General features: G+C 64.2%; 13 protein-coding genes. 12 read left to right on the forward strand and 1 reads right to left on the reverse strand.

Annotated elements, in window-relative coordinates:
* Positions 1-313: 313 nt before the first annotated feature.
* The 7 genes from SRU_RS01925 (at position 314) to SRU_RS01955 (ending at position 14,405) form a co-directional block, all read left to right on the forward strand.
* Positions 314-1,396, forward strand: coding sequence for a LacI family DNA-binding transcriptional regulator (locus tag SRU_RS01925; protein ID WP_112902983.1), 1,083 nt, complete (start codon positions 314-316; stop codon positions 1,394-1,396).
* 165 nt (positions 1,397-1,561) lie between these two features.
* Positions 1,562-4,558 (forward strand): SusC/RagA family TonB-linked outer membrane protein, encoded by a 2,997-nt coding sequence (locus SRU_RS01930; RefSeq protein ID WP_237701850.1) that lies wholly within the window; start codon positions 1,562-1,564, stop codon positions 4,556-4,558.
* 64 nt (positions 4,559-4,622) lie between these two features.
* The gene (locus SRU_RS01935; protein ID WP_237701851.1) at positions 4,623-6,260 is read left to right on the forward strand and encodes a RagB/SusD family nutrient uptake outer membrane protein; all 1,638 of its coding nucleotides are present in this window, start codon (positions 4,623-4,625) and stop codon (positions 6,258-6,260) included.
* Between the two features lie 107 nt (positions 6,261-6,367).
* A complete protein-coding gene (locus SRU_RS01940) occupies positions 6,368-7,816 on the forward strand; it encodes a hypothetical protein (RefSeq protein ID WP_103016438.1) in 1,449 nt (482 codons plus the stop codon).
* Between the two features lie 145 nt (positions 7,817-7,961).
* Positions 7,962-11,990, forward strand: a complete 4,029-nt coding sequence (locus tag SRU_RS01945) for an alpha-amylase family glycosyl hydrolase (protein ID WP_011403140.1) — start codon at positions 7,962-7,964, stop codon at positions 11,988-11,990.
* A 153-nt stretch (positions 11,991-12,143) separates the two neighbouring features.
* Positions 12,144-12,443 (forward strand): hypothetical protein, encoded by a 300-nt coding sequence (locus tag SRU_RS01950; RefSeq protein ID WP_103016436.1) that lies wholly within the window; start codon positions 12,144-12,146, stop codon positions 12,441-12,443.
* Positions 12,444-12,569: 126 nt separating this feature from the next.
* Positions 12,570-14,405, forward strand: a complete 1,836-nt coding sequence (locus tag SRU_RS01955) for a glycoside hydrolase family 13 protein (RefSeq protein ID WP_011403141.1) — start codon at positions 12,570-12,572, stop codon at positions 14,403-14,405.
* A 76-nt stretch (positions 14,406-14,481) separates the two neighbouring features.
* Here SRU_RS01955 and SRU_RS01960 read toward each other — a convergent pair whose 3' ends face one another.
* On the reverse strand, positions 14,482-14,937 hold the full coding sequence (locus tag SRU_RS01960; protein ID WP_103016435.1) for a hypothetical protein: 456 nt from the start codon (positions 14,935-14,937) through the stop codon (positions 14,482-14,484).
* 191 nt (positions 14,938-15,128) lie between these two features.
* Between SRU_RS01960 and SRU_RS01965 the strand changes: the two genes are divergently transcribed.
* The 5 genes from SRU_RS01965 (at position 15,129) to SRU_RS01985 (ending at position 25,112) form a co-directional block, all read left to right on the forward strand.
* On the forward strand, positions 15,129-15,839 hold the full coding sequence (locus SRU_RS01965; RefSeq protein ID WP_011403143.1) for a 5-formyltetrahydrofolate cyclo-ligase: 711 nt from the start codon (positions 15,129-15,131) through the stop codon (positions 15,837-15,839).
* Between the two features lie 123 nt (positions 15,840-15,962).
* Entirely contained in the window at positions 15,963-17,222 is a 1,260-nt protein-coding gene (locus SRU_RS01970; RefSeq protein ID WP_011403144.1) for an MFS transporter, read from the forward strand.
* 296 nt (positions 17,223-17,518) lie between these two features.
* On the forward strand, positions 17,519-20,704 hold the full coding sequence (locus SRU_RS01975; RefSeq protein ID WP_013060920.1) for a SusC/RagA family TonB-linked outer membrane protein: 3,186 nt from the start codon (positions 17,519-17,521) through the stop codon (positions 20,702-20,704).
* A 55-nt stretch (positions 20,705-20,759) separates the two neighbouring features.
* Positions 20,760-22,385 carry a SusD/RagB family nutrient-binding outer membrane lipoprotein gene (locus SRU_RS01980; RefSeq protein WP_013060921.1) on the forward strand — a complete coding sequence of 542 codons (1,626 nt, stop codon included), beginning with the start codon at positions 20,760-20,762 and terminating at the stop codon, positions 22,383-22,385.
* Positions 22,386-22,487: 102 nt separating this feature from the next.
* On the forward strand, positions 22,488-25,112 hold the full coding sequence (locus tag SRU_RS01985) for a family 20 glycosylhydrolase (protein WP_231847286.1): 2,625 nt from the start codon (positions 22,488-22,490) through the stop codon (positions 25,110-25,112).
* Positions 25,113-25,171 lie beyond the last annotated feature (59 nt).

Raw genomic sequence — 25,171 nt, forward strand, 5'->3', positions numbered from 1 at the left:
CAGGGGTATGGTATCCGGTTGGATGAGTGTAAAGTCCCATTCGAGACCGGAAAACCGCTCCTGCTGTTTCTATTTGGATACATCACATACCTTCGACATGTAGCACAAGCCGTTCTGAGACGTGGCGGTACGGGGGATCCAGGTCCGGGACAATCGTCCCGAGCGTCCCTCTACAGGGTGGCCTGAAAAATGCACGTGACCTGTGTGCCGTTCGCAGCATCGCAGACGCACATCACCTTGACATTGTACTACCCCAGTGTTAGCGTGTAAGCGCTTACGCACGCAGTTTATCACATTCACGCCCCTTCTATTTGTGTCGACGACCATTTACGACATAGCGGAACGGGCAGACGTGTCGACGGCGACAGTGTCCCGGGTCTTCAACGACGAATCTGGGGTGAGTGAAGACACGCGGCAACATGTGCTCGACGCGGCGGCGGCCCTGAACTACCGCCCCCACGCCTCGGCACAGAACCTGGCGCGGCAGCACACGAACCAGATTGCCGTCGTGGCGCCGGTCGTGGCAAACTACTTTTACATGCACGTGATGCGTGGCATTCAACACGCCCTTGCGGACCGGGACATGGACCTCATGGTGCATGCCCCGGCGAACCCGCAGGACCGCATTCACGAGCAGCCCGATCCGAAGTCCCTCAATACCTACATGGCCCGGGCGCTCCAGCCGGGGCGGAACGACGGCATTCTTCTGCTCTCGATGCCGTTGACGGACGAATGGGCTGACCGACTGGCGGAGACCAGCCGGGCGGTCGTCCTGGTGGACGGCGAGCACCCCCGATTTGAGTCGTTCGCGGTAGACAGTCGGGAGGGGGGATACAAGGCGACGCAGCACCTGATCGATAGGGGGTACGAGCGCATCGGGCACATTACCGTCGAGTACGATCCGCCCCCGGCCCGCTACCGTCGAGAAGGCTACGAGCAGGCGCTCCGGGACGACAACCGGGCGGTGCAGGACAAACTGATCGCCGCGAGCGACGAGCGGCCGTTTGCGTTCTCCGAAAAAGGCGGGTACCGAGCCATGACGACCCTTCTCGGACGGAAGCCCCGACCGGACGCGGTGTTCGCGGCGTCGGACATGCAGGCGATGGGGGCCATGCAGGCGGCCCACGAGAACGACCTCCGTGTGCCGGAGGACCTTGCGATCGTCGGGTTCGACGATCTCGAACTGAGCCGGTGTGCCGGCCTTACGACGCTTCGCCAACCGGCCCGTACCATGGGCACCCGGGCAACCCGAACCCTGCTTCGACGCATTGAAGCGGCCGGCGCCCCCCCGGTGTCAAGCACCGTGTTCTCCCCGGAGCTCGTCGTCCGTCGGACGTGTGGGGAGCGGCCCGAGTCCGAAGCCGCGTCGCCCGGGTTCGTGCTGAGAGACCAGTGAAGGGGGGCGTTCGACATTTGTTTCGAATGTAAGCGCTCTCCCAACAGGGCATTGGTAGGAGGCATCGTGGGGTGGTGTGGAACGGCCCCGGCGATGCGTGCCTGGCGGCGTTCGACGAGGCGGCTCCCGATCCGATTCCAAATCACCGATACAGCAATCCAACCTATGCAATACCGACACTCGATCCTGACGCTCGCGCTTTTGGGGATGGCCCTCTGCGTGGGAGCGGTTCAGGCACAAGACCGGCAGACAATCAGCGGCACGGTCACCAGTGCCGACGACGCCGCGCCGCTTCCGGGGGCGAATGTGTCCGTTCTGGGAACCACTGCCGGGACGGCCACCAACGCACAGGGCCAGTACTCGCTGCAGGTGCCCACCGACGCGGACTCGCTGCGCTTTTCCTTCGTCGGCTTCCGGGCGCAGACCGTGCCCATTGCCGGGCGCACCACGATCGACGTGGCGCTTGCCCCGGCCGCCCAGCAGATCGACGAGTTGGTGGTGATCGGGTATGGGGAGCAGCAGGCCGGTGATGTGACAGGTTCGGTTGACAAGGTTGACGCGGCCGACTTCAACGAGTCGTCCAATGTAAGTCCCGAGAAGCTCATTTCTGGAAAGGTGTCCGGGGTGCAAATCTCCTCAAGCAGTGGAGCTCCGGGGGCTGGGACCTTCATCCGTATTCGTGGACCTTCGTCGATAAATGCGAGCAGCCGTCCTCTTTTTGTAGTAGATGGCGTCCCCATCACCAACGATGGCAACACGGCTCAACGCAACCCACTGAACTTTCTGAGCCCGAACGATATCGCAAACATCACGGTGCTGAAAGACGCCTCAGCCACTGCCATCTACGGCTCGCGTGGCGCGAACGGCGTCATCCTGATTGAGACCAAGAACGCCGAGGAGGGCGAGGCCAACGTCAATTACAGCGGCTCAATCTCGTCGAGCAGCGTGACCGATCAGATCGACATGCTCGGTGCCGATCAGTTCCGCAGCGTGGTGCGTCAGGAAGCGCCCAGCGTATCGTCCCGGCTTGGCGATACCAACACTGACTGGCAGGACCTTGTCCAGCGCACTGCTCTTGGGCAGAGCCATTCCCTCAGCTTCTCGCGTGGATACGAAGACTCCGACGTTCGGCTCTCGCTAAACTACCTTGACGAGGAGGGCATTCTCCAGGCGTCCTCCACCGAGCGGGTGAGCTTGTCATTGAACTACAATCAGGACCTGCTGGATAACGACCTGACGGTGCGAACAAGCCTGAAGGGTTCGAAAACCACCGACGTGTTCGAACCTGGGTCGATGGTGGGCAACGCCGCCAGCTTCGATCCCACGCAGCCGGTGCGTGACCCAGGCAGTCCGTACGGCGGGTTCTTCGAGTGGGAGCGCTCCCTCCCCGAAAACAACCCGGTTGCGACCTACATCTACGAGCAGAACCGCGGCGAAACCTACCGCGGCCTCGGCAACATCGAGGCGGAATACCGCATGCCCTTCCTCACTGGGCTGAGCCTGCGTGCCAACGTAGGGGCTGACGTCACGACTGGCGAGCGAGAGTTCTTTGCTCCCACCTTCCTGAAGGGGCAGGCCGAAAGTACCTTCCCCGGCTCGGTCACGCGTGCAAGCTTTCGCCAGTTAAACACACGGCTCAACGCCTTCCTCGACTACACCCGCGACGTCGACGAAATCAACAGCAGTATTGAGGGCACGCTCGGCTACTCCTGGCAGGAGTTTAACGAAGAATACCCCGAGTACAGCGTCAATGGGCTGAGCTCAAACATATACGGGCCCAACCGAGTGGACGTGCTACGGTCCGACTCGCTGAGCCAGGTGAGCCCAACGGTCGCAGAAATTCCGAGCAAGCTGATATCGGTCTTTGCGCGTGTCAACTACACATTCCAGGAGAAGTACCTCTTGACGGCCACGGTGCGCCGAGACGGCTCCTCAAAGTTTGGCCCTGCCAACCGCTGGGGCACGTTTCCATCCGCCGCCATTGGCTGGCGCATTCACCGCGAGCCGTTCATGGACGCCGTGCCTGCCATTTCCTCCCTCAAGCTGCGCCTCTCCGCCGGAACCGCCGGAAACCAAGAGATTGGCGACTTCAACTACGCGCCGTTCTACACCGCGGGCGGGCGCCGCGCCCAGGCCCTCTTCGGGGACGGGGCCGTGACCACGATTCGGCCGCGTGCCGCCGATCAGACGATCCAGTGGGAAGAGACGACCACCTATAACGCCGCGATCGACTACGGCCTGTTCGACGGCCGCGTGAGCGGATCGCTGGAGTTCTACCGCAAGAATACCGACAACCTCCTCTTCAACACCACCGCCGCCGGGTTCTCAAACCTGAGCAACTTTGTGCTCACGAACGTGGGAGAGATGCGCAACCAGGGCGTTGAGTTCTCGGTGGACGGCACCGTGGTAAACTCGGGCGACTTCTCCTACGATGCCCAGTTCAACGCGTCTTACAACCAGAACGAGCTGCTCAGCATCAGCACAGCCGCCGAACAAATCCTCACCGGAGGCATCAGTGGAGGCATCGGCAACCAGGTGCAGGTTCTGAAGGAGGGCGAGCCGATCAACTCCTTCTTCACTTATGAGCACGTGCGCGACGACGACGGCTCGCCACTTACGGGGGCCGAGGCCGCCGCGATGGACACCACGCAGTTCGTGGACGTGAACGGCGACGGCACCATTAACGCACAGGACCGGCAAATTACCGGCAACCCGCGCCCGGATGTCATCCTCGGGCACACGTCGAACCTACGCTACCAGAACTTCGACCTCAGCTTTACGCTGCGGGCGCAGCTCGGCCAGCAGGTATACAACAACGTGGCGTCAAACTTTGGCAACTACGATCGGATTGCCACCAACCAGGTCCCGACCAACGTCCACGAGTCGGTATTAGAGACAAACTTTCAATCCCCGCAGTATCTCTCCGATGAGTATGTGGAAGGTGCCTCGTTCCTGCGTCTTGACAACGTAACTCTCGGGTATACCATCCGGTCGATACCGTCTGTAGATCGCCTACGCATATATGGCCGAGTGAGTAACGCCCTCGTGCTCACCGGCTATAGTGGTCCCGACCCGGAGGTTTACTCCTCGGGGGTTGGCATCGACGACACCGTGTATCCGCGCTCCCGCACCTGGACCGCCGGTCTCAAAATCCGGCTCTAACGTAGCGGCAGGTCTACTGGTCTTCCAACTCTTGCATACCGAACCAACTACCATGCGTACTTCCATGATGACGATATTCGGACGCGCCTCCCTGGGCCTCATGCTCCTGCTTGCCGTAGCCGTCGGACTCTCCGGCTGCGATCAGGTCGGCACGCAGCCGAAGGGCCTGGCCTCCGGAGACAACATCTTTCAGGACGACGGGGCCTACGAGTCGTACCTTGCCAAGCTGTACGCCGGCCTGAACGTGACGGGACAGTCGGGGCCGGCCGGCAATGCCGACATTGAAGGCATCGACGAGGGGTTCTCGCAGTACGTGCGGCTCTGGTGGCAAATGCAGGAGCTCCCAACCGACGAGGCTGTGATTACTTTTCAGGACGCCGGCGGCGCTCCGCAGACCCTCCAGCGCACCAACTGGTCGTCGACGAACGGCTTCCTTTCGGCAATGTACGCGCGCATCTCCTTCCAGGTGATGCAGGCCAACGAGTTTTTGCGAGAGTCCACTCCGGGCAAGCTCGACTCGCGCGGGGTGAGCCAGGAGGTGCAGGACAAGATGCCGCAGTGGCGTGCCGAGGCGCGGTTCCTGCGCGCCCTCAGCTACTGGCACGGGGTGGACCTCTTCGGGGGCATTCCGGTAGTGACGCAGGACCAGCCCCGGGGCGGCGCCCCACCGTCGGACAACACGCGCCGAGAGGTTTTTGAGTTCGTGGAGAGCGAGCTGCTGGCCATTATCGACGGGGAGGGCGAGTCCCTTGTGCCCATCGGGGCCGCCCCGTACGGCCGGGCCGACCGCGCGGCCGCCTACATGGTGCTGGCCAACCTCTACCTCAACGCTCCCGTCTACCTTGACAACCCGCAGGAGGTCATCGGCGCGGATCCCATGAACCGCGCCGTGGAATACGCCGGACGCGTGATCGACTCGGGTGCCTTTTCGCTTGAGACGAACTACCAGGACCTGTTTCTGGCCGACAACCACACCGCTGACGGGGTCGTCTTCGCCATTCCGCACGACGGGGAAACGACCCAGCACTACGGCGGCACGCAGTTCCTGACCCACGCGGCCGTAGGCGGCAACATGGAGCCCAGCACGTACGGCATCGACTTCGGCTACGCCGGCCTGCGCACCACCCCTGAGGGGGTGAACCTGTACAGCGAAGCGTCCGACGACCGACGCATCTTCTTTACCGACGGCCAGTCGCTGGAGGTGAATGACCTGCTCAACTTCCAGGATGGCTACGCGGTGCCGAAGTACCAAAACGTGGCCTCGGACGGGCAACCGGGCGTGAATCCGACCTTCCCGGACACCGATTACCCGATGTTCCGCCTCGCGGAGGCCTACCTCATCTACGCCGAAGCGGCCGTGCGGGGCGCTAGTGACGGCGACATTGGCCGGGCCGTCTCCCTCGTGAATGACCTGCGGCAGCGGGCTGGCTTGGGCCGCGACGTGGCGGCCTCGGACCTGCAGGACCTCGACCAGTCGGGCACGCCGTTCTTGTTGCAGGAGCGCGGGCGCGAGCTCTTCTGGGAAGCCCGCCGCCGGATGGACCTAATTCGGTTCGGCCTGTTCACCGGCGGCAACTACGCGTGGTCCTGGAAGGGTAACGACCAGGCGGGGGCTTCCATCCCGGATTATCGGGCTCTGTATCCGCTCCCGCAGTCGGAGCTGCAGGTGAACCCGAACCTGGATCAGAACACGGGCTATTAGTTGCAGGCGCTGGGGGCGGAGGCGGCGGCCTCCGCCTTCCACAGCACCGGCGCCGCATCTGCATCGAGACCTACACACTGAGTTTCTCCCTACCCCTCGCGTTCGATATGCGACGTTCCGTCACACTCTTTACCGGCCTTCTTGTCCTCGCATCCCTCGGGTGGCTCACAGGGTGCGACACCTTCGACAGCAATCCATCTGAGGTGGAGGACTTCGACATTCAGGAGAACATGAACACGCCGACCGGACGCACCGTGACGCCGGACCTGAGCCCGCAGTTCTCTGTGAACTACCAGGGCCTTGCGGCGCCCCCCACTGCCTCCTCACCGTCCGACGTTCTCGCCATCGACACGGTGTCTACGCAGGGCGATGCGACCCGGGGCGGCGAGCGGCGCTGGCGCCTGAGCCTCACGACTGATAACATCGACCAGGTGCTTGCGCAGGCGAGCGTTCTCATCGAAGGACGTACCACAGGGGGGCGCACCATCACCGACACCCTGGCGGTCTCGGCCACCACGACCCTGCAGGTGCAGCGCGACTTTACGAGCAGCTTCGCCGTTGTGGCGGACTACGAGGGGGACGTCACGGCCAGCACGTACGGGGGAAACGACCCGGCAACCGAGGCCTACGAGGGATCACAGCGCACCATCCAGACCAGTGGGGGCACCTCCACGACGCTCGTGAACCAGTCGTTCTCGCAGAGCACTAACCAGCCGGGGGGGAGCAATGGCGTGCGCTACCTGGAGATTGAGGGCAGTAGCTCCGGCTCCACCACCATCCAGCGCTGGATGAGCGTCTCGAACGCCGACATCTTCACCTTCCTGGTACGGCCGGCGTCCTCGTCGTTCATCCTCACGATCTCCTTCACGGAAGAAACGGAAAACGGCCCCGAGACCTACGAGCTGGACCTCCCGATTCCCGCGGGCGGCGGCTGGCTCAAGATTGGCGTGCCCTTCGAATTCTTCGAAGGCTTCAATCCAGTGGCCGCCCGCGCTGGCGGCAACGGCCCACTGACTAGCATCGACCTCTCGGCGGATCGCGACGTGACGTACGCCATCGACGAACTGGTCTTCGGAAAGCAGGGCGTAGGGGGACGCGCCGAATTTCACGACTTTGAGCGCACCACGCTTGCCTACGGGCCGCCCTTCTGTACCGGCAACTCCTACGGCTTCGCGATGGGGACCGACTCGGTGAGTACCGCCAGCGACGGCCTCACGTCCCGGCGCCTGAGCGGGCAGGACTGCTTCGGGTATAACTACGGGCGGCTGTACGTTGACGTGGACGGCAGCGACGTGCTGTCTTTTCGGGCAAAGGGAAGCACAGACACTGCCGGCGAGGATGTGGTCGAGGTGTTTGTACAGACCGGCGGTGCCGGGGGCTTTGGCGGCACTGTGAGCCGGGTTGCTCCCGACGGGAACTGGAAAACCTTCGAGGTGCCCATCAGCCAGCTGGGCGATGACCCGTCGGCCCTGCTGGACCCGGGCATCAACAATATTGGGTTCAACGCGGACGGCACCTTCCTGCTTGACGACGTCAAGATCATGCCGAAGGAGTAGCCCGGTCTCACTGGAAATCTGAGACGCATCTGTAGCGATCGGCGTCAGAGGCGCACTGGCCCAATGCGCCGGTGCGCCTCCGGTATTTCGCCTTCGCCTGCATTTAGCTTCCGCGTAGTTCTTCCTCCACACGCTTGCGCACGGCATGTCCCGTCTCTGGTGGCTTCTTGTGGTCGGCCTCGCCCTGCTGGTGGCTCCGCCTGCAACCGGTCAGGTCGTGGAAACGACGCCGAGTCCACCTCGCACCGACCAGTCGGTGACCCTGTACTTTAACGCGGATGAGGGGAACGCCGGACTTGAAGGCTACGACGGCACCATCTATGCCCATACCGGCATCTCCACCGATCAGAATCCTGAGGAGCAGTGGAAGTGCGTGAAGAACAACTGGCCGACGGAGGAGGCCTTTTCGGGCAATCGGGACGACACGCAGCTCACGCAGGTTGCGGGCGAACCGAATCGGTACAGGCTGGAGATCAGCGACATCCGCGCCTATTACCAAGACACCAGCACGGAGTGCGGCCTCGGGGCAGACGAGAAGATCGAGACGATGAACATGGTCTTCCGTAATGACGATGGATCGAGGTCGGGACGAGCAGCAGGAGGGGGAGATATTTTCGTAGATGTGTTCGACGTGGGGGATGAGCCGTCACTGCAGGCCACCATCCAGTCTCCGCAGTCGGATCCCCCACTGTACCCGTTCGTCACGCAGAGCACCTCGGTGGACGTCGCAGTCTCGGCCGATACGGCGAACATAGCGTCCATTGCGTCCCTGCAACTGTTTGTGGACGACACGCAGGTGGCTTCGACTTCGGAGGCGTCGCTCACCTATACGCTGGATACGTCCTCGCCGGGGCGCTTTGATGTTCGGGTGGAGGCGGAGGCGACGACCGACAGTACGACCCTGACCGACAGCACGAGCACTCTCTTCGTTCGTGCACCGGAGGTGCAAGACGCGCCCCGCCCGTCCAGCATACAGGGCGCCCCTGGGGAAAACGACGGGATCACCTACAATTCGGACGGGAGCGTGACGCTTTCCCTCTACGCCCCAGAGAAGAGTTTTATATACGCGATCGGCGATTTTTCGAACTGGGAGCTGGATGCAGACTACTTCATGAACCGGGATGGCGGACACTGGTGGGTGACCATTCCGGCTGCCGATCTACGTGGGCAGGACGAGTACGATTTTCAGTACTTCGTGGACGGTACGATTCGTACCTCCGATCCCTTCGCCCACAAGGTTCGCACTCCGCAAGATGGAGGAATTAGCGAAGATATCTATTCGGGATTGGAGCCCTATCCAGAGAACCAGACTGAAAATCTGGTCTCCGTGATTCGCCCGGATCAGGAGAGCAACTCCTTCGACTTCTCCAGCTTCGAGCCCCCGGAGCGGGAAGACCTCGTGGTCTACGAGCTTCTGCTTCGTGACTTCGTGGAGCAGGGGTCGTTTGCGGTGCTGAGCGATACGCTCGACTACCTGGACCGGCTTGGGGTAAATGCCGTGGAGCTTATGCCGGTCGCCAACTTTGGCGGCAACAACAGCTGGGGCTACAATCCCAATTCCCATCTGGCCCTTGACAAGTCCTACGGGCCGCCTCAGGGATTCAAGCAGTTTGTCGAAGAGGCGCACCAACGGGGCATCGCGGTGATCATGGACGTGGTGTACAACCACATTACCGCTCAGTCCCCACTGTCGCAGCTCTACGCGTCCAATACCGATAATCCCTTTCTGGAACCGCAGCCCGGAGAAGACCCGAACAGGGATCGTGGCTTCTGTGACGACTTCTTCCAAGAGCTAAACCACGGTAGCCCGTTTATCAAGAACTACATCGACCGCGCCAATGAGTACTGGCTCGAGGAATTCAACGTCGACGGGTTTCGGTTCGACCTCGCGAAGTGCGTGGCCGACGACGGGGTAAACGTGAACGACAGCGGGTATCAGGCTGCAGTGACGGAGGGCTGGAAGGACGTGGCCGATCACGTCTGGGATACCGTGGATTCGGATGCCCTCATGATCCTGGAGTTCTTCGGTAGCCCTGGTGTAGAAAATGAGCTGGGTGGATACCGGGACGAGAACACTGGCAGCATGATAACCTGGTACAACATGAACTCGATCTACAGCCAGGCGGACATGGGCTATCTGGGAGGAGATGGGGGCACTTCTGATTTTTCCTCCTCCTACTACGAAAACCGATCGGGGTACGATCAGGCCAGCTTCATTTCCTACATGGAGAGCCACGACGAACAGTGGCTCATACGCCGGAAAAAGGCCTTCGGAAACAGCACCGACGGGTACAGCACCCGAAATTTTGAGACGGCCCTCAACCGGCAGAAGCTGGTCGGAGGGTTTTTCTTTACCACGCCGGGCCCGCGCATGATGTGGCAATTTGGGGAACTGGGGTACGGCTGGGGGGAGAACGAATGCCTGAAGGAAAGCGACGCTTGCACCGCCAGTGATCCGGGACGGACCTCTCCCAAACCGATCCGCTGGGAGTACCGCGATCCCGAGACGAGTCCGGATCGGGTGCGGCTGTACAAAACCTGGTCGGCCCTCATCAATCTGCGCCAGGCCCACGAGGTCTTTCGGAGTCCGGACACCGAAGTGGAGATGCTGGTCGGTGACGGGGAGCGCATTCGGTGGATTCGGCTCTCCCATCCCACGATGGATGCCCTCGTGGTGGGCAACTTTGGGCTCCTGCAGCGGAACGCGACCGTGACGTTCCCGCAGACGGGGACATGGTACAACGTCTTTGCCAACAGGGAGGTCAACATCCAGACTGCAACCAAGACCCTTCCGCTTCGCCCCGGCGAGTTTCGAGTGTACACGTCCGGCGAGCCGGCCGTGACGCCCGAAGAGGGATTGGTGCCCAGCACTATCAATCCGCCCTCTCGCATCGACGTGGACGTGGAACAGTCCTTTGGGCCGGTCACGGACCCGAGCAACTACCGGCTCGTGGCCCTGCCGGGCTCCATAGACGTGCCCCTCACGCAGGCGGCCTTCGGCACGCCCGGCGACACGTGGCGGGCGTTTTACGAAACGGGGGCCGGGTCGGACTACCTCGTCGAGTACAGCAACGCCGACGAGCGCTTCGAGCTGGGGAATGGGATGGGCCTGTGGTTGTTGAGTGAGCGGACCTTCGCCTACGAAGACTCGGTGGCCAGCGTCTCTCTGCGAAAAAATCGAGCGCACATTCCGCTCCACGAGGGATGGAATATTATCAGCAATCCCTTCTCCCTGTCGGTGCCGTGGACGCGCGTGCAGGCAGACAACAGCGTGAGTGCACCGTTGTATCGATGGAAGAACGGGAGTTTTGTGGAGGCGGATACCTTCCGGACTGCGGCGACGGGGGAGGCGTTCTACTTCAAAAATGCGACGGGAAAGGATTCTCTAGCGGTGCCGTATCCGGGCAGCGTGGCCGACCGCCAGGCAGCCCAGGCGGCGATGCCGGAAGCTGTTACGACGCTCCGCAGCGCGTCCACCTTCCAACTACAGGCGCAGGCGAACGGCACTACCACCTCGGTGCGCCTTGGCTACAGCGAGGGGACAGAGCCGGTCCACCATGCCGCCCCCAGAGCCTCGTTTAGCGATGTGCGGCTGGTGGCGGGGGGAGACGGACACGCGCTTGCGACACAGGTGGTGCCCACGGCTGCCGATTCGGTGCGGACCGATCGGCTTTCGTACCCCCTCCGGCTGTCCGCGTCCAAGGGGCAGTCGGTCACGCTCCGTCCCAAAGGGCTTGATGCCTTTACCAATCAGCCGGTGACGCTGGTGAATCGGGCGACAGGCACGACCTACGAGGTCGGCGACGGAGAGACTGTGGAGTTTACGCCGGCATCGTCGACGACGCGATTGCAGCTCCGTGTCGGCTCGGTGCCGGACAATGAGTCCGAGCTAACGCCGGAGCAGGTGCGACTGTACCAGAACTACCCGAATCCCGTCCACCGCTCTACTACAATCAAGTACGATCTGCCGAAGCAGGCGTCGGTCCGGCTTTCCGTCTATGACGTGTTGGGGCGCCGCGTCACGACGCTGGTCCGCGGTGAGAGGACTTCGGGGCAACACACAGTGACGTGGCGTCCGGGGCAGTCGGGAGCATCTCTTTCGAGTGGGGTGTACTTCGTCCGCCTTGAAGCCGACGATGCGGTCAGGTCGAGACGGATCACGGTCGTTCGGTAATCTCTTCTGTTCCGTCCTTTCATTCCTTCTGTTGCCATGCGTTCTGCTGGTTCTCTTCGGGTGGTCATATCTCGCCTTCTCGGGGCGGCGTTGCTTGTGCTTTTCGTCTCTGTGTGGGAAATAGGATGCGATAGCGGAGGTGGAAATGGAGGCATGGCCCCGTCCCCCGTGGTGGAAAACGAGATTCAGAATCAACAAGCAAATGCGGGGGATGATGTCATTGAGGTGGGCCTGGAGCAGGTGTTCTCGGCGCCCTCAGGGACTCCGCTAACGTATTCGGCCTCATCGTCTGATGAAGGGGTTGCGTCGGTGGCGGTCAACAGCGCCACACTCACGGTCACTCCACTGGAGGGTGGAGAGGCAGAGATCATGGTGACGGCAAGCAATGAGCAAGGGGAAGCCACCGATGCGTTCAAGGTGCAGGTCTTTGCAAGTCCGCCCGACCGTCCGTAACTCGGAAGGAGAATTGTTCTGCTCGTGTCAGGATTCTGCTTTTTCCTGGTGGACAACCGAAAAAGAACGGAATCTTCAGTGTTTTCCGTAACGGCACTGGGGGTGTTGTTCGGACTCTTGAGCCTGATGGGGTGTCAGTCTACATCGGAGAAGCCCCCCTCCATCGCCCCGGCCGACCGTACGCCGGACTGGGCGCAGGACGCGGTCTGGTACCAGATCTTTCCCGAGCGCTTCCGCAACGGCGACCCGTCGAACGACCCCACCCGGCAGACGCTCCAGCGTCCGATTGCGGACGTGCCGGCCTCGTGGCGGCCCACCCGCTGGACGCGCGACTGGTACGAGCAGGCCGACTGGGAGCAGCAGATGGGCGGCTTCTACGACGGGGTGTACGACCGGCGCTACGGCGGCGACTTGCAGGGCGTGATCGACCGCCTGCCGTATCTCGACTCCCTCGGGGTGACGGCCCTCTACTTCAATCCGGTCTTCTCCGCCCGCTCCCTGCATAAATACGACGGGTCGAGCTACCACCACATCGATCCGAACTTTGGCCCGGACCCCGACGGTGATCGACAACTCATTGCCCGAGAGGATCCCACGGACCCCTCTACCTGGCACACGACCGCGGCGGACTCGCTCTTCTTTGTGCTGCTAGAGAAGGCTCACGCCCGCGACCTGCGGGTGATTATCGACGGGGTATTCAACCATACGGGACGTGACTTTTTCGCCTTCGAGGACCTCGTCGAGAACCAGGCTGAGTCCCGCTACGCCGACTGGTACGCGGTCAATTCCTTCGACGACCCCGCCACGCCGGACACCAGCGAGTTTGACTACACGGGCTGGTGGGGCGTGAAGTCCCTCCCTGAGTTCGCTACTAACGAGGCCAGCACCAATTTACAGGCCGGGCCCAAGCAGTACATCCTGGACGCCACCAAGAAGTGGATGGATCCGGATGGGGACGGCGACCCGTCAGACGGCGTGGACGGGTGGCGGCTCGACGTGGCGGAAGAAGTGCCGGTGGGGTTCTGGCAGGAGTGGAACGCCCACGTGCGAGAGATTAACCCGGAGGCGTACACGGTGCCCGAGGTGTGGGAGGATGCCTCCGGCTACCTTGAAGAGACGGGCTTCTCGGCCACGATGAACTACCACGGGTTCGCCTTTCCCCTGAAGGGCTTCCTCGTCGACCACGCGATCGAGCCGTCTCGCTTCGCCGAGCTGTTGCGCGAGCGCCGGGCGGCCCATCCGCCGCGGGTGCGGCGGGGGCTTCAGAACCTGATCGGGTCGCACGACACCCCCCGTCTCGCTACGATGGTGGTGAACCGTGCCGACACGGGCTATGCCCAGCCGGAGCGGTTCGACTACGACAACGGCGCGATCGTGGACCTGCGCAAGAACCCGAACTACAAGGTCCGGGCCCCCACCGCAGAGGAGCGACGCCTCCAGCGGCTCGCGGTGCTCTTCCAGATGACGTACGTCGGCGCGCCGATGGTGTACCACGGCGATGAGGCCGGGATGTGGGGCGCCGACGACCCCGACGACCGGAAGCCCATGGTGTGGCCCGACAAGGACTACGACGTGGAGGATGACCATCCGTACGGCCACGACCGACCGGCCGACCCGGTGGCCTTCAACGAGAATCTGTTCGCGACCTACCGAGACCTCATCTCGCTGCGTCGCGAGCACGAGGCTCTGCGCCGCGGATCCTTCGGTGTGGTGCAGGCCGATGACGCACGGGACATGCTCACCTACGCTCGCACGCACCCGGCGGACACCGTGCTTGTCACACTCAACCGGAGCGACGCGGCGCACAGTGTGCGTGTGTCCCTCCCGGATTCCCTCCGTCGCCCCTACGAGATCCTACGGAACGTCCCGAAAAACGCTGCGGCCAGACTCCAGCAGAACGGCACTGTACTGCTTCTGGAAGTTCCGGGTCACACCGGTGTGGTGATGCGCCCCGATCGGTAGGGGGGCAAAAGGAAGGCGTGGCGGTTCAGCACCGCACGGCGCGGTCCGTCGCCGCACCCGGACACGCGCTGCAAGGCTACAAGACAGTGTCGAAGATCTGTTGCATATCGGCGCGCATCGGGGCGGGGAGGGACAACGTGGCGTCGCCTACGTGAAGACGAGATCTACTTTGCTCGGCCACCGTGAGGAATGTCTCTTGGGACACGTACACCCGGGTGGGGCCCACTTCGTCCTTCCCAGGACGGCTGACGTCCGCAATGGGGAGGGCCTCCTCTCCCAGAGAGAGCCCGACGGAGTCGGCCCGGCTGATGCCGATGAGGGTGAGGGCCCAGCGGGTCCCGGTCGGGCTCTCGATGCCGACGGCCCGGGCCGACACGTCGTCGTTCAGGACGTGGGGCGTGATGGTGAGGGTCATCTTCTCCCCGGGGCTCGAGCCTTCGATCGTTTCGATGTTCGAGGACTGCGCAGCGGCCGCGGGGGCGAGAAGGGCGGCCGCCCCGGCAACCAGAAGAACGAGCAGGCGCTGTATCATGACGAAAGTACGGGATCGGTGACGAAACTCGGATGGGCTGAACGCACAAGTGGGCCCAGTGTGGCTCTCCTTATGATGTCCGATTTGGATGGGTCCGACCGTGGAGGCCCCTGAACGCCCTGTGACCCGGGGCGTACAACCCCCCACTATTCTTCTCCTGCCTCTCTACGCATTGCGCCTAGACGGCCCCGATGGACGTCCGGTTCGACACCAAATCAGCGGCCCGAGAGGCCGTGTGGGATGCGTTGGAGGACGAGGGGATCGCACGTTTTCCGTTTCCCCCGCACGGCCGCATCCCAAATTTTGAAGGGGCGCCCGCCGCGGCCGAGCGACTGTTCGAAGAGCCGCCCTTCACAGGGGCCCGCCGCCTCAAGGTCAACCCCGATGCGCCCCAGCGCCACGTGCGGATCGAGGCGTTGCGGCGGGGGTGCGTCGTGTTCGTGCCCACGCCGCGCCTGCGTGGCGGGTTCAAGCGGCTCGACCCCGCGTCGATTTCCGACGACGAGACCAAGCCGGCCGCAAGCCTCTCGAAGATGGACCGCTGGGCGGAGCCGGTCGCCCTCGACGACCTCCCGCCGCTCGACGCAATCGTGACCGGCTCGGTGGCCGTGACGACCGGCGGGCATCGCTGTGGGAAGGGGGAAGGGTACAGCGATCTCGAGTACGCGATTTTGCGGGAGCTCGGGCACGACCCGGTCCCGGTGGCGACGACGGTGCATTCCCGCCAACGCGTCGCGTCGGTGCCGACCGACCCGCACGACCTGCCCCTCGCCCGGATCGTGACGCCGGAGCAGACGATCGACGTTGCGGATCCGCCCGCGCCGCCGACCGGCATCGACTGGACGGCCCTCTCGGCGGCGGACCTGGAGGAGATGCCGGTGCTTCGGGAGCTGCGGGGATAGTGCGCATTTCGTATTGCGTATCGCGTCGATTTCTTACGCAATACGCAACACGGGATCCAGAAAGAACTCGTCCGCACGAAGTCAACATTTTGGATCGATTTCTGCCACTTCTATCTGTCCTTCATGAACGCCAACGACCGCTCCATCATTGCGCTCGTGACGACGGGCCACGGGCTGGTCCACACCTACGAGTTGTCGATTCCGATCTTCATGACCGTCTGGCTCGCGGAGCTGGGCGTTGCGGAGGCGACCCTCGGGGCCGTGGTAGGGGGCGGGTATTTTTTGTTCGGGGCCGGGGCGCTGCCGAGCGGCATCCTCGTGGACCGGTTCGGGTCGCGCCGACTCATTGCTTGTGGGCTTGCGGGGATGGGGGCCGCGTTCGTGCTCTTGGGGCTCCTTCCGGGGCTGTGGGGCCTGGGGGCGGCGCTGCTGGCGTGGGGGGCGGCGGCCAGCGTGTACCACCCCGCCGGGCTCGCCCTCATCAGTACGGGGGTGCGGCAGCGGGGGCGGGCCCTGGCCTACCACGGCATCGCGGGCAACGTGGGCATTGCGGGCGGCCCGCTCCTCACGGCCCTCCTGTTGCTCGTGTTCGACTGGGCGACGGTGGCCGTCCTGCTCGGCCTGCCCGGCCTCATCGCGGCGGCCGGGGCCTGGCGGGCGTCCGTCGACGAGACCGCGGCCGTGGGGCGCCACGACGCAACCGACGGCCCGTCGTCAACGGCCTCGGCGAACCCCGGGCGTCTCACGGCGTTGTGGCGGCAGACGCGGCACCTCTTCGCGTCGGGGTTCGCGGGGGTGTTCGTGCTCGTGGCCCTGTCGGGGCTCTACTACCGCGGGGTGCTCACCTTCCTGCCGGACCTGCTCACGCCCCTCGTAACGGTCGACCTGCCGATCGACGTGTCGGCGGGCCGGTACGTCTACGCCGGCCTCCTGGCGGTGGGCATCGCGGGGCAGTACGTGGGCGGGCGCTTGTCGGATCGAGGCGGGACGGAGTGGGTCCTTGCCGGCGCACTGGGGCTCCTGTCCCTGGTGGCCGTCGTCTTTTTGCCGGTGGCCGGAGGGGGGACCGGCGCGCTGCTCGTCGTAAGTGCGGGCCTGGGCTTCGTGCTGTTTCTGGTGCAGCCGCTTTACCAGGCCACGGTGGCCGAGTACACCCCGCCCGACACGCGCGGGCTGTCCTACGGCTATACGTATCTCGCCGTCTTTGGCATCGGGGCGGCGGGGGCCGCCCTGTCCGGGGGACTGCTGCAGCTCGCCGGCCCTCCGCTTCTCTTCGGGGCCCTGGCGGGCGTCGCCCTGCTCGGGGCGGGCCTAAGCGCGTGGCTCGCCGTGCGGCGGGCTCAACTGACCGACCCGGAAGCGGCAACAGGTCTGTCGCCGTGATGAGCCCGTCTGGTGTTGAGGGGACGCCACACAACGCCCCTGCGACGTCAGAGCCACGAAGGGGCAGATCGCTGGTCGATTGCCCCGGCTTGGGACCGCTTCCAAAAGGAGGTGGAAGCGGTCCCAAAAGATAACAGTTCCTTGATCTGACAGACCCCGTCGGGGTATCATGGAAGCGCATCCATCGGACAGGCCGTCGATGCGAAGCAGTAGGTCAACCGAAATCGGACGGTCTGAGACGTCCACGACGCCGTCTCTATTGCGCTCCCCCCTCACGGACTGCAGGTCACACCGCCATGCCCCCCTTCGTCTCTTCGTATTCGTCTTTTAAGATCGTGTTGACGGCCGTCTTCGGGGTCCTGCTTGCTTGCGGGCTGCCGGGGGGAGTGCAGGCCGTGCACGCACAGGATTTCGAGGTGACCGGCACCGTCGTGTCCGCCGACAATCAGTCTCCGCTTCCGGGGGTGAACATTCGAGAGGCGGGCACCAGCCGAGGGACCGTCACAGGCCCGGACGGAGGGTTCAGTCTTGCGGTGGACAGTCCCCAGGACACCCTCACGTTTTCGTTCATCGGGTACCAGACGAAAACGGTCCCGGTCGACGGGCGCTCAGAGATTCGCGTCGTGCTTGAGACGGAATCACAGGAGCTTGAGGGGGTTGTAGTGACGGCGCTTGGCATCGAGCGGCAGCAGCGCTCCGTAGGCTACGCGACGAGCAGTATTGAGGCCCAGGACCTCGTGGACGTCACGGAATCCAATCCGGCGAACTTACTACAGGGAAACGTGCCGGGACTGGTTCTCAGCTCCAATGCGTCCGGTCCGAACTCATCCTCAAGCATCAACATCCGTGGCGTCTCGTCGATTGCGGGAAATAACGACCCGCTCTTTATCGTGGACGGGGTTCCCATCGACAACACGGTCATTGGAGGGGCTGGCAAGTTTGGCGGTCGGGATGGAGGAAGTGCGCTGTCAGTAGTAAGTCCGGAGAACATCTCGGACATCTCCGTGCTGAAGGGGGCCGGGGCCGCCGCGCTTTACGGCACCCGGGCCCGAGACGGGGTGGTACTGATCACGACGAAGACGGGCCGCACGTCGGCCCCGGGGGAGGTGAGCGTGCAGTACAGCTCCACGGTCACGGCCAAGGATGTTATCAGCGGCTTCTCCGACTTCCAAAGCCAGTACGGACAAGGCACGCAGGGCCGGGCGCCGTCGAATCAGGACGCGGCGCTCAGCGCCGGTCTTTCGAGTTGGGGAGCCCCGCTTGGTGAGGTGGACGAGGCTCCTCAGTTTGACGGGACGGTGCGGCCGTATGACGATGTGGCCGACCGACAGGGGTTTTACCGAACAGGACTCTCGCAGCGGCACTCGCTGTCGATCAATGCAGGCTTCGAGAACACCTCGCTCCGCTTGTCGGCGTCGCACCAGAACACCGAAGGCGTCGTCCCGAATTCGGGGTACGAGCAGACCAACATCAACCTTCGGGGGCAGACCCGACTCGGGGGACTCACGGCCGACGCAAGCGTCACGTACCAGAATGAGCTCACGGACAACCGGACGTTTCTGAACGATGCGGCCCGGAATCCGAACTACCTGATCTCGTTTCTGCCGAACAACATTCCCAAAAGCGCCCTGCAGCCGGGTGCGACCGAGGAGGGCGTTGAGAAGCAATTTACCTCCGACGGGCTTCCGACCAACCCCTACTGGGCCGTCAATGAGCTGGAGGCCGACGACGACAAGGACCGTATTCTCGGAAATGTCAACCTGAACTACTCGATCAACGACTGGCTTTCCCTACAGGGACAAACGGGGCTCGACTGGTACTCGCTCCGGCGCACGAACGTCGATGCGTTTGGGTCCGCGTTCGAGCCGGGCGGATCCATGACAGAGGACACCTACCGGGTGTGGGAGAGCAACTCGAAGCTTTTGGCGACCGCGACGCCCTCCCTCACCGATGAGCTTTCGCTCCGGCTCGACGTGGGGGGCAGTCTGCGACACCGCCAGTTTGAACAGGTGGGCGTCTTCGGGCGAAACTTCAGCATTCCCGACCTAGAGACAATCTCCAACACGGCCAACCCCACTCGCAACTACGACTTCTCGGAGCAGCAAATCCGCTCCTTCTTCGGGTCGGCGTCCTTCACCTACCGAAACTACTTGTTCCTCACGCTGACGACGCGCAGTGACTGGTCCTCAACCCTTCCGGAGGACAACAATCCATTCGTATACCCGTCGGTAAGCGGAAGCTTCGTCTTCACCGACGCCTTCGACCTGCCGGACGCACTGAGCTACGGCAAAGTCCGGGCCTCCTGGGCGGAGATCGGGGGGGATACGGATCCGTACCGGACCAGTCTGACCTATGGCATCATCGGGCAGCACCAAGGGCAGGCCCTCGAAACGATCACACAGCTGAGCGTCCCCCTGCTCGACCTGAAGCCGACGTCCACGCGAGAGATTGAGCTCGGATTCGAGACGCAGTTTTTCAACGACCGGTTCGGCGTCGACTTTACCTGGTACCGCCGCAGCACGGTCGACCAGATTCTGGACGTCACCGTGTCGTCGGCGTCAGGCTACACGGCGCGGACGGCAAACAGCGGCGAGATCCGAAATACAGGCGTGGAGCTGCTCCTGACGTCGATCCCATTCTCGACGGCGGACTGGACCTGGGATTCGAGGGTCAACTTCGCGGCGAACCGAAGTCAGGTTGAGTCCCTCGCGCCGGGCCTCGATGTGCGGGTAGGGCCGGAAAACCGGCTGGCCACGGCCAACATTGCCCAGGTTGTTGGGCAGCCGGCCAATGCGATTTACGGGAATACGTACGTCCGCGACGATCAGGGCCGCATCGTCCACGGGGAGGACGGACTGCCCCTGTCGGGAGAAAAAGAAGTGCTGGGCACCGGCGCCCCCGACTGGACGCTCGGCTTCTCGAATACAATCTCCTACCAGAATGTCAGCCTGGACTTTCTGATCGACGCGAAGTGGGGGGGCAAGGTCTTCTCCGGAACCAACGCCAACGCCTACGGCAACGGCCTCCACAAGGCGACGCTCGACGCCCGGGCGGCCTGTGACGAGCAAGCTGGCTCAAACGGCCGGTATCCGGAGGACTGCTTTGTTGGAGAAGGCGTGATCGGCAGCGTTAACGGCGAGGGGGAGGTCACCGTCGACCGCCAGAACGATGTCGGCGTTCGGCCCTCCGAGTACTACGGACGGATCTCCGGGGAGATTGCCGAGGAGTTCGTCTACGACGCCAACTTCATCAAGCTCCGCCAGCTCCGGTTGAGCTACGACCTCCCGAGCAGCGTGATGAGCCGTGTGCCGGTGCGTAGTGCGAGCGTTTCGGTGGTAGGCCGAAACCTGTTTTATCTGTACGACTCGGTACCGAATATCAGTCCCGAGTCGAGTTACAACAGCGAAGCCACGCCGGGCTTCGAGCAGGCGGGCGTTCCGCAGTCGCGCAGTATTGGTGCATCGGTCAATCTCCGGTTCTGACTGCGGGCCCACCCCGACCTCCTCTACTCTCCCCCTTACTCCATATACTCCCGCCATGCCGTTTCTGACTCGCTCGCGAATTGCTCGTGTTGCTTCCCTCCTCTCCGCCGGAGTGCTGGCACTCGTCCTCCTGTCCTGTGATGGGGTAGGGGACTTCGGGGACACGAACGAGGACCCCACGACCGCCAATGATCCGAATCCGGACCTGGAGTTCACAACGCTCCAGCTCGGGGTCTCTGGGAGCCGGTTTGATATGTGGCGCACGAATCTGATCTACACGATGCCGATCGTGCAGCATATCGCAAACCCGGGCTTCTACGCGGGCAATTTCAACCAGTACGTGGGGGCCTGGTCGGCGTCCTTCTTCGACACGCGGTACGGGGGAGGGCCCAATGGGTCGAATTTTCTCCGCACCGTCACCAACGCCGAGACCCTCATCAGCGAGCTTGAAGGAAAGCCTCGTCAGGTTAATCGGCTGGCGGCCACCCGCATCATGCGTGTGCTCACGTTTCAACGTCTCACTGATGTCTACGGGGACGTTCCGTACTTCGACGCAGGAAAGGGCGCGCTGGAGGGCGAATTCACGCCCCACTACACACGCCAGGACAGCATTTATATGGACCTGCACGATGAGCTCCGGGCGGCGGTCGATCAGTTCGACGCATCGCAACCCACGTTTGGAGGTGCAGATCTATTCTTCAACGGCAGCATCGAGCAGTGGAAACGATTCGCCAACTCGCTGCAGTTGCGCCTGGCCCTCCGTGTCGTGAAGGTGCGGCCGGACCTGGCGCAGAGCTGGGCCGAGGAGGCGGTCAACGCCGACGGGGGGGTCATGCAGAGTGTCGAAGATGATGCCTACGTGCCTCACCAATCGGGGCCGTCGGGCGGTCCGGCGGGCTTCAATACGAACGCCCACAGTGAGGTCATGCAGAGCTTCCCGGGACAGTGGCTCAGCGAGACGTTCGTGGATTGGATGAAGGATAAAAGCGACCCCCGTCTCACCGAGTATGGAGCGCTCGCTCCGGGGGGGCTCGACAGTGCACTGGTTGAGGATCCGGCCCAGCAGCGCGGTATGCCCAACGGGTTTGATAACAACGAGCTCGCGGCGAGCAACGAGTACACCGACGACCTAGACCAGTACACGCGCATCCACCCGAACCTTCGGGACCGAAACGATCCGATGTTCTTCCAGACCTACGCGGAGGTGGAGCTGATGCTCGCCGAGGCGGCGGTGCGGGGCTGGAACGTGCCCGGATCGGCGGAGGCCCACTACGAAGCAGGGGTGCGGGCGGCCATGAACTATATCACCCGGTACGGAGAGAACACGAGCGTGAGCGATTCGGAGATCACCCAGTATCTTTCCGACAATTCTCTCCCGAGCGGACGAGAAGCGCGCCTGCGGGCGATCAACAACCAGTACTGGGCGGCGACCTTCCTCAATGGAATCGAGTCCTGGTCAAACTGGCGTCGGTCGGGCTATCCGGAACTGACTCCTGCTCCGGAGGAAGGGGACACCGGCGGCCAGTTCATTCGGCGTCTGGACTATCCACAGGGCGAGAGGGACCTCAATGGCGATAACTACCAGGAGGCCCGTGAGCGGCAGAACATCACGCAGTCGAACCGCCTCACGGCGCGGGTGTGGTGGGACTGTGGGGCGTACGCCGACCAGTGCGCCGAATGAGCTCGGGGGGGCTACCGTTTCCGCCGAGAAAACCACAGGGGAGGGCCTACGCGGGCCCTCCTTTTTTCTTTGCTTGTTTTCCGCCTGCGCTTCGCCCGCTCCATGCGTCACATTTTGCTTTCCTTCCTCCTTCTGCTCTTTGGCGGGACCTTGGCCGCGCACGCCCAGTCCGACGCCACGCATCCGCCCGCCGACGAGCTTTCCATCCGCTGGGGCGTGGAGACGAATCGGGTGGACGACGGAAACCGATTTCGGTCGTCGTTCACGATTGCGAACCACGGGGACGTGGCGCTGGGCACGACGCATTGGACGCTCTACTTCAACTTCTCGCGCCAGATCGACCCGGCGAGCGTGACGGCGCCGGTGCGCATCACGCGGCTCAACGGCGACTTCTATCGGCTGGAGCCGGACGCCGACCTCCCCCCGATCGAGCCCGGCGACCAGCTGCGGGTGACGGTCGAGGCCCCCGGGTCGGTCATCAAGCGCATCGACGCCCCGGCCGGCTTCTACGTCGTGTTCAAGGACGCGGAGGGCCGGGCCCGGCCGCCGGCCGTCGTGTCGGACGTGACCGTTGAGCCCTTCACCCGTCCCGCCCAGACGTCCCGCGGCCCGGGCGACACCTGGCCCGTCCCGACCCCCGCGACCCGGTACGCGGACCACCGCTCCCTCACGGCCCGCCCGCCCGACGCGGAGGGACGCATTGTGCCGACGCCGGACTCCATCCATCGGCGTCCCGGGGCGTTTGCGCTCCGGGCGGACGCGACCATCCGCTACGAGGCGGGGCTGGCCGCCGAGGCCCGGCAGCTCGCGGCGGGGCTGGCCGCGGCGCTGGGACGACGGCCCCGAACGACCCGGACGGATTCCGCCGCCGCCATCACGCTCCGCCGCGCCGAGGCACCGCGGCCCGCCGTCGATACGGCGTCGGCCGAGGCCTACCGGCTCACGGTCGATCCGGAGACGGGCATCACCATCACGGGCGCGACCGACGCGGGCGTGTTCTACGGGGGGCAGAGCCTGGAGGCCTGGCTCCCGGTGGCGGCCTACCGGGCGCCGTCGTCGCCGGTGGACGTGCCGGCCGTCCAGGTCCTGGACGCGCCCCGATTTGACCATCGGGGGCTCCACCTCGACGTGGCGCGCAACATGCAGTCGGTGGCGGCGGTGAAGCGGCTCCTCGACATCATGGCCTTCTACAAGCTGAACACCTTTCACTTCCACCTCACCGACGACGAGGGGTGGCGCCTGGCCGTCGAGGGCTTGCCCGAGCTGACCCGTGTGGGCGGCCGCCGCGGCCACACGCTCGACGAGCAGGCCCACCTGATGCCGTCCTACGGGTCCGGGCCCAGCCCGTCCCCCGAGGCGTCGCGCGGAAGCGGCTGGTACAGTCGGGCGGACTACCTCGACATCCTGCGCTACGCGAAGGCGCGCCACATCACCGTCATGCCCGAGATCGATGTGCCCGGCCACGCCCGCGCCGCCATCCAGGCGATGGAGGCCCGGACGCGCCGACTCCGGGCGGCGGGAGACACGGCGGCGGCCCGCGCGTACCGGCTTCGAGACCCGGCCGACACGTCGGATTACGAGTCCGTGCAGGGGTGGGACGACAACGTGATGAACGTGTGTCGCCCATCCACCTACCGATTCCTGTCGACCGTCGTCGATGAGCTGCGGGGCCTGCACGAGGCGGCGGGGGCGCCGCTCCCGGCCGTCCACGTGGGCGGGGACGAGGTGCCGGAGGGCGCGTGGGCGGGCTCTCCCATCTGCGACGACTACATCGCGCGCACCGAGGGGGTCGACGGGGCCGACGATCTCTTCGGCCACTTTCTGGGCCGGTTTCAGGACACACTCGCCACGCGGGGGATTGCCATGGCGGGGTGGGAGGAGGTGGGGCTGGAAGAGGCCGATCACCGGTCCGCAACCACAACCCCGAACGAGGCCCTGGTCGACGACGACGTTCAGCCCTACGTCTGGAGCAACATCTGGGGCGGCGGGACCGAAGACCGCGCCTACCGGCTGGCCAACGCGGGCTACGACGTGGTGATGGCGCAGGCGACCAACTTCTACTTCGACATGGCCTACAGCAAGCACCCCCGAGAGGACGGCTACTACTGGGCCGGCTTCGTCGACACGAAGGCCCCGTTTGCCTTCGTGCCGTTCGACCTCTACAAGAGCGCCGACCGCACGAGGATGGGGCACCCCATCGACCCCGATACGGCCTTTGCCGATCAGGTGCGCCTCGCCGACACCGCGCGGAACAACATTCGGGGCCTGCAGGGACAGCTCTGGGGGGAGACCCTGCGCAAACCCGACCGGATGGAGTACATGGCCGTCCCGCGGCTTCTGAGCCTCGCCGAACGGGCGTGGGCCCCGCGGCCCGGCTGGGCCACGCTCGACGACAGCGGGGCACTCCGGGCCCGGCGGGCCGAGGCATGGACGGCGTTTGCAAATCGGCTCGGGCACCGTGAGCTGCCCCGCCTGAGCATTCGCCACCCGGACTGGTCGTACCGGCTCCCCCCGCCCGGGGCCACGGTGGAGGCGGGGACGCTGAGGGCGAACGTGGCCCTGCCCGGGCTGGCGGTCCGCTACACCACCGACGGCACCCGCCCGACCGCCACGTCGCCCCGATACACCGCCCCGGTGCCGGTTCCCGAGGGGGCCACCGTCCGACTGCGGACGTTCGACACGCTGGGGCGGGGCGGCCGGACCGTCACGGTCCCCACATCCCCGTAGGACTTGCGAAGGGGGCTGTCCTGCCGCGAGGCGGATAGAGCGTAGGGGAGGCGCATCCG

Origin of the sequence: Salinibacter ruber DSM 13855, from assembly GCF_000013045.1 — a bacterium.
Classification (GTDB): domain Bacteria; phylum Bacteroidota; class Rhodothermia; order Rhodothermales; family Salinibacteraceae; genus Salinibacter; species Salinibacter ruber.

Bases quoted from the DNA above. Each gene is read 5' to 3' on its own strand.
- SRU_RS01945 (WP_011403140.1), top strand. From the start codon at position 7,962: ATGTCCCGTCTCTGGTGGCTTCTTGTGGTCGGCCTCGCCCTGCTGGTG.
- SRU_RS01955 (WP_011403141.1), top strand. From the start codon at position 12,570: ATGGGGTGTCAGTCTACATCGGAGAAGCCCCCCTCCATCGCCCCGGCC.
- SRU_RS01975 (WP_013060920.1), top strand. From the start codon at position 17,519: ATGCCCCCCTTCGTCTCTTCGTATTCGTCTTTTAAGATCGTGTTGACG.
- SRU_RS01970 (WP_011403144.1), top strand. From the start codon at position 15,963: ATGAACGCCAACGACCGCTCCATCATTGCGCTCGTGACGACGGGCCAC.
- SRU_RS01930 (WP_237701850.1), top strand. From the start codon at position 1,562: ATGCAATACCGACACTCGATCCTGACGCTCGCGCTTTTGGGGATGGCC.
- SRU_RS01960 (WP_103016435.1), bottom strand. From the start codon at position 14,937: ATGATACAGCGCCTGCTCGTTCTTCTGGTTGCCGGGGCGGCCGCCCTT.
- SRU_RS01965 (WP_011403143.1), top strand. From the start codon at position 15,129: ATGGACGTCCGGTTCGACACCAAATCAGCGGCCCGAGAGGCCGTGTGG.
- SRU_RS01935 (WP_237701851.1), top strand. From the start codon at position 4,623: ATGATGACGATATTCGGACGCGCCTCCCTGGGCCTCATGCTCCTGCTT.
- SRU_RS01985 (WP_231847286.1), top strand. From the start codon at position 22,488: ATGCGTCACATTTTGCTTTCCTTCCTCCTTCTGCTCTTTGGCGGGACC.
- SRU_RS01980 (WP_013060921.1), top strand. From the start codon at position 20,760: ATGCCGTTTCTGACTCGCTCGCGAATTGCTCGTGTTGCTTCCCTCCTC.
- SRU_RS01950 (WP_103016436.1), top strand. From the start codon at position 12,144: ATGGCCCCGTCCCCCGTGGTGGAAAACGAGATTCAGAATCAACAAGCA.
- SRU_RS01940 (WP_103016438.1), top strand. From the start codon at position 6,368: ATGCGACGTTCCGTCACACTCTTTACCGGCCTTCTTGTCCTCGCATCC.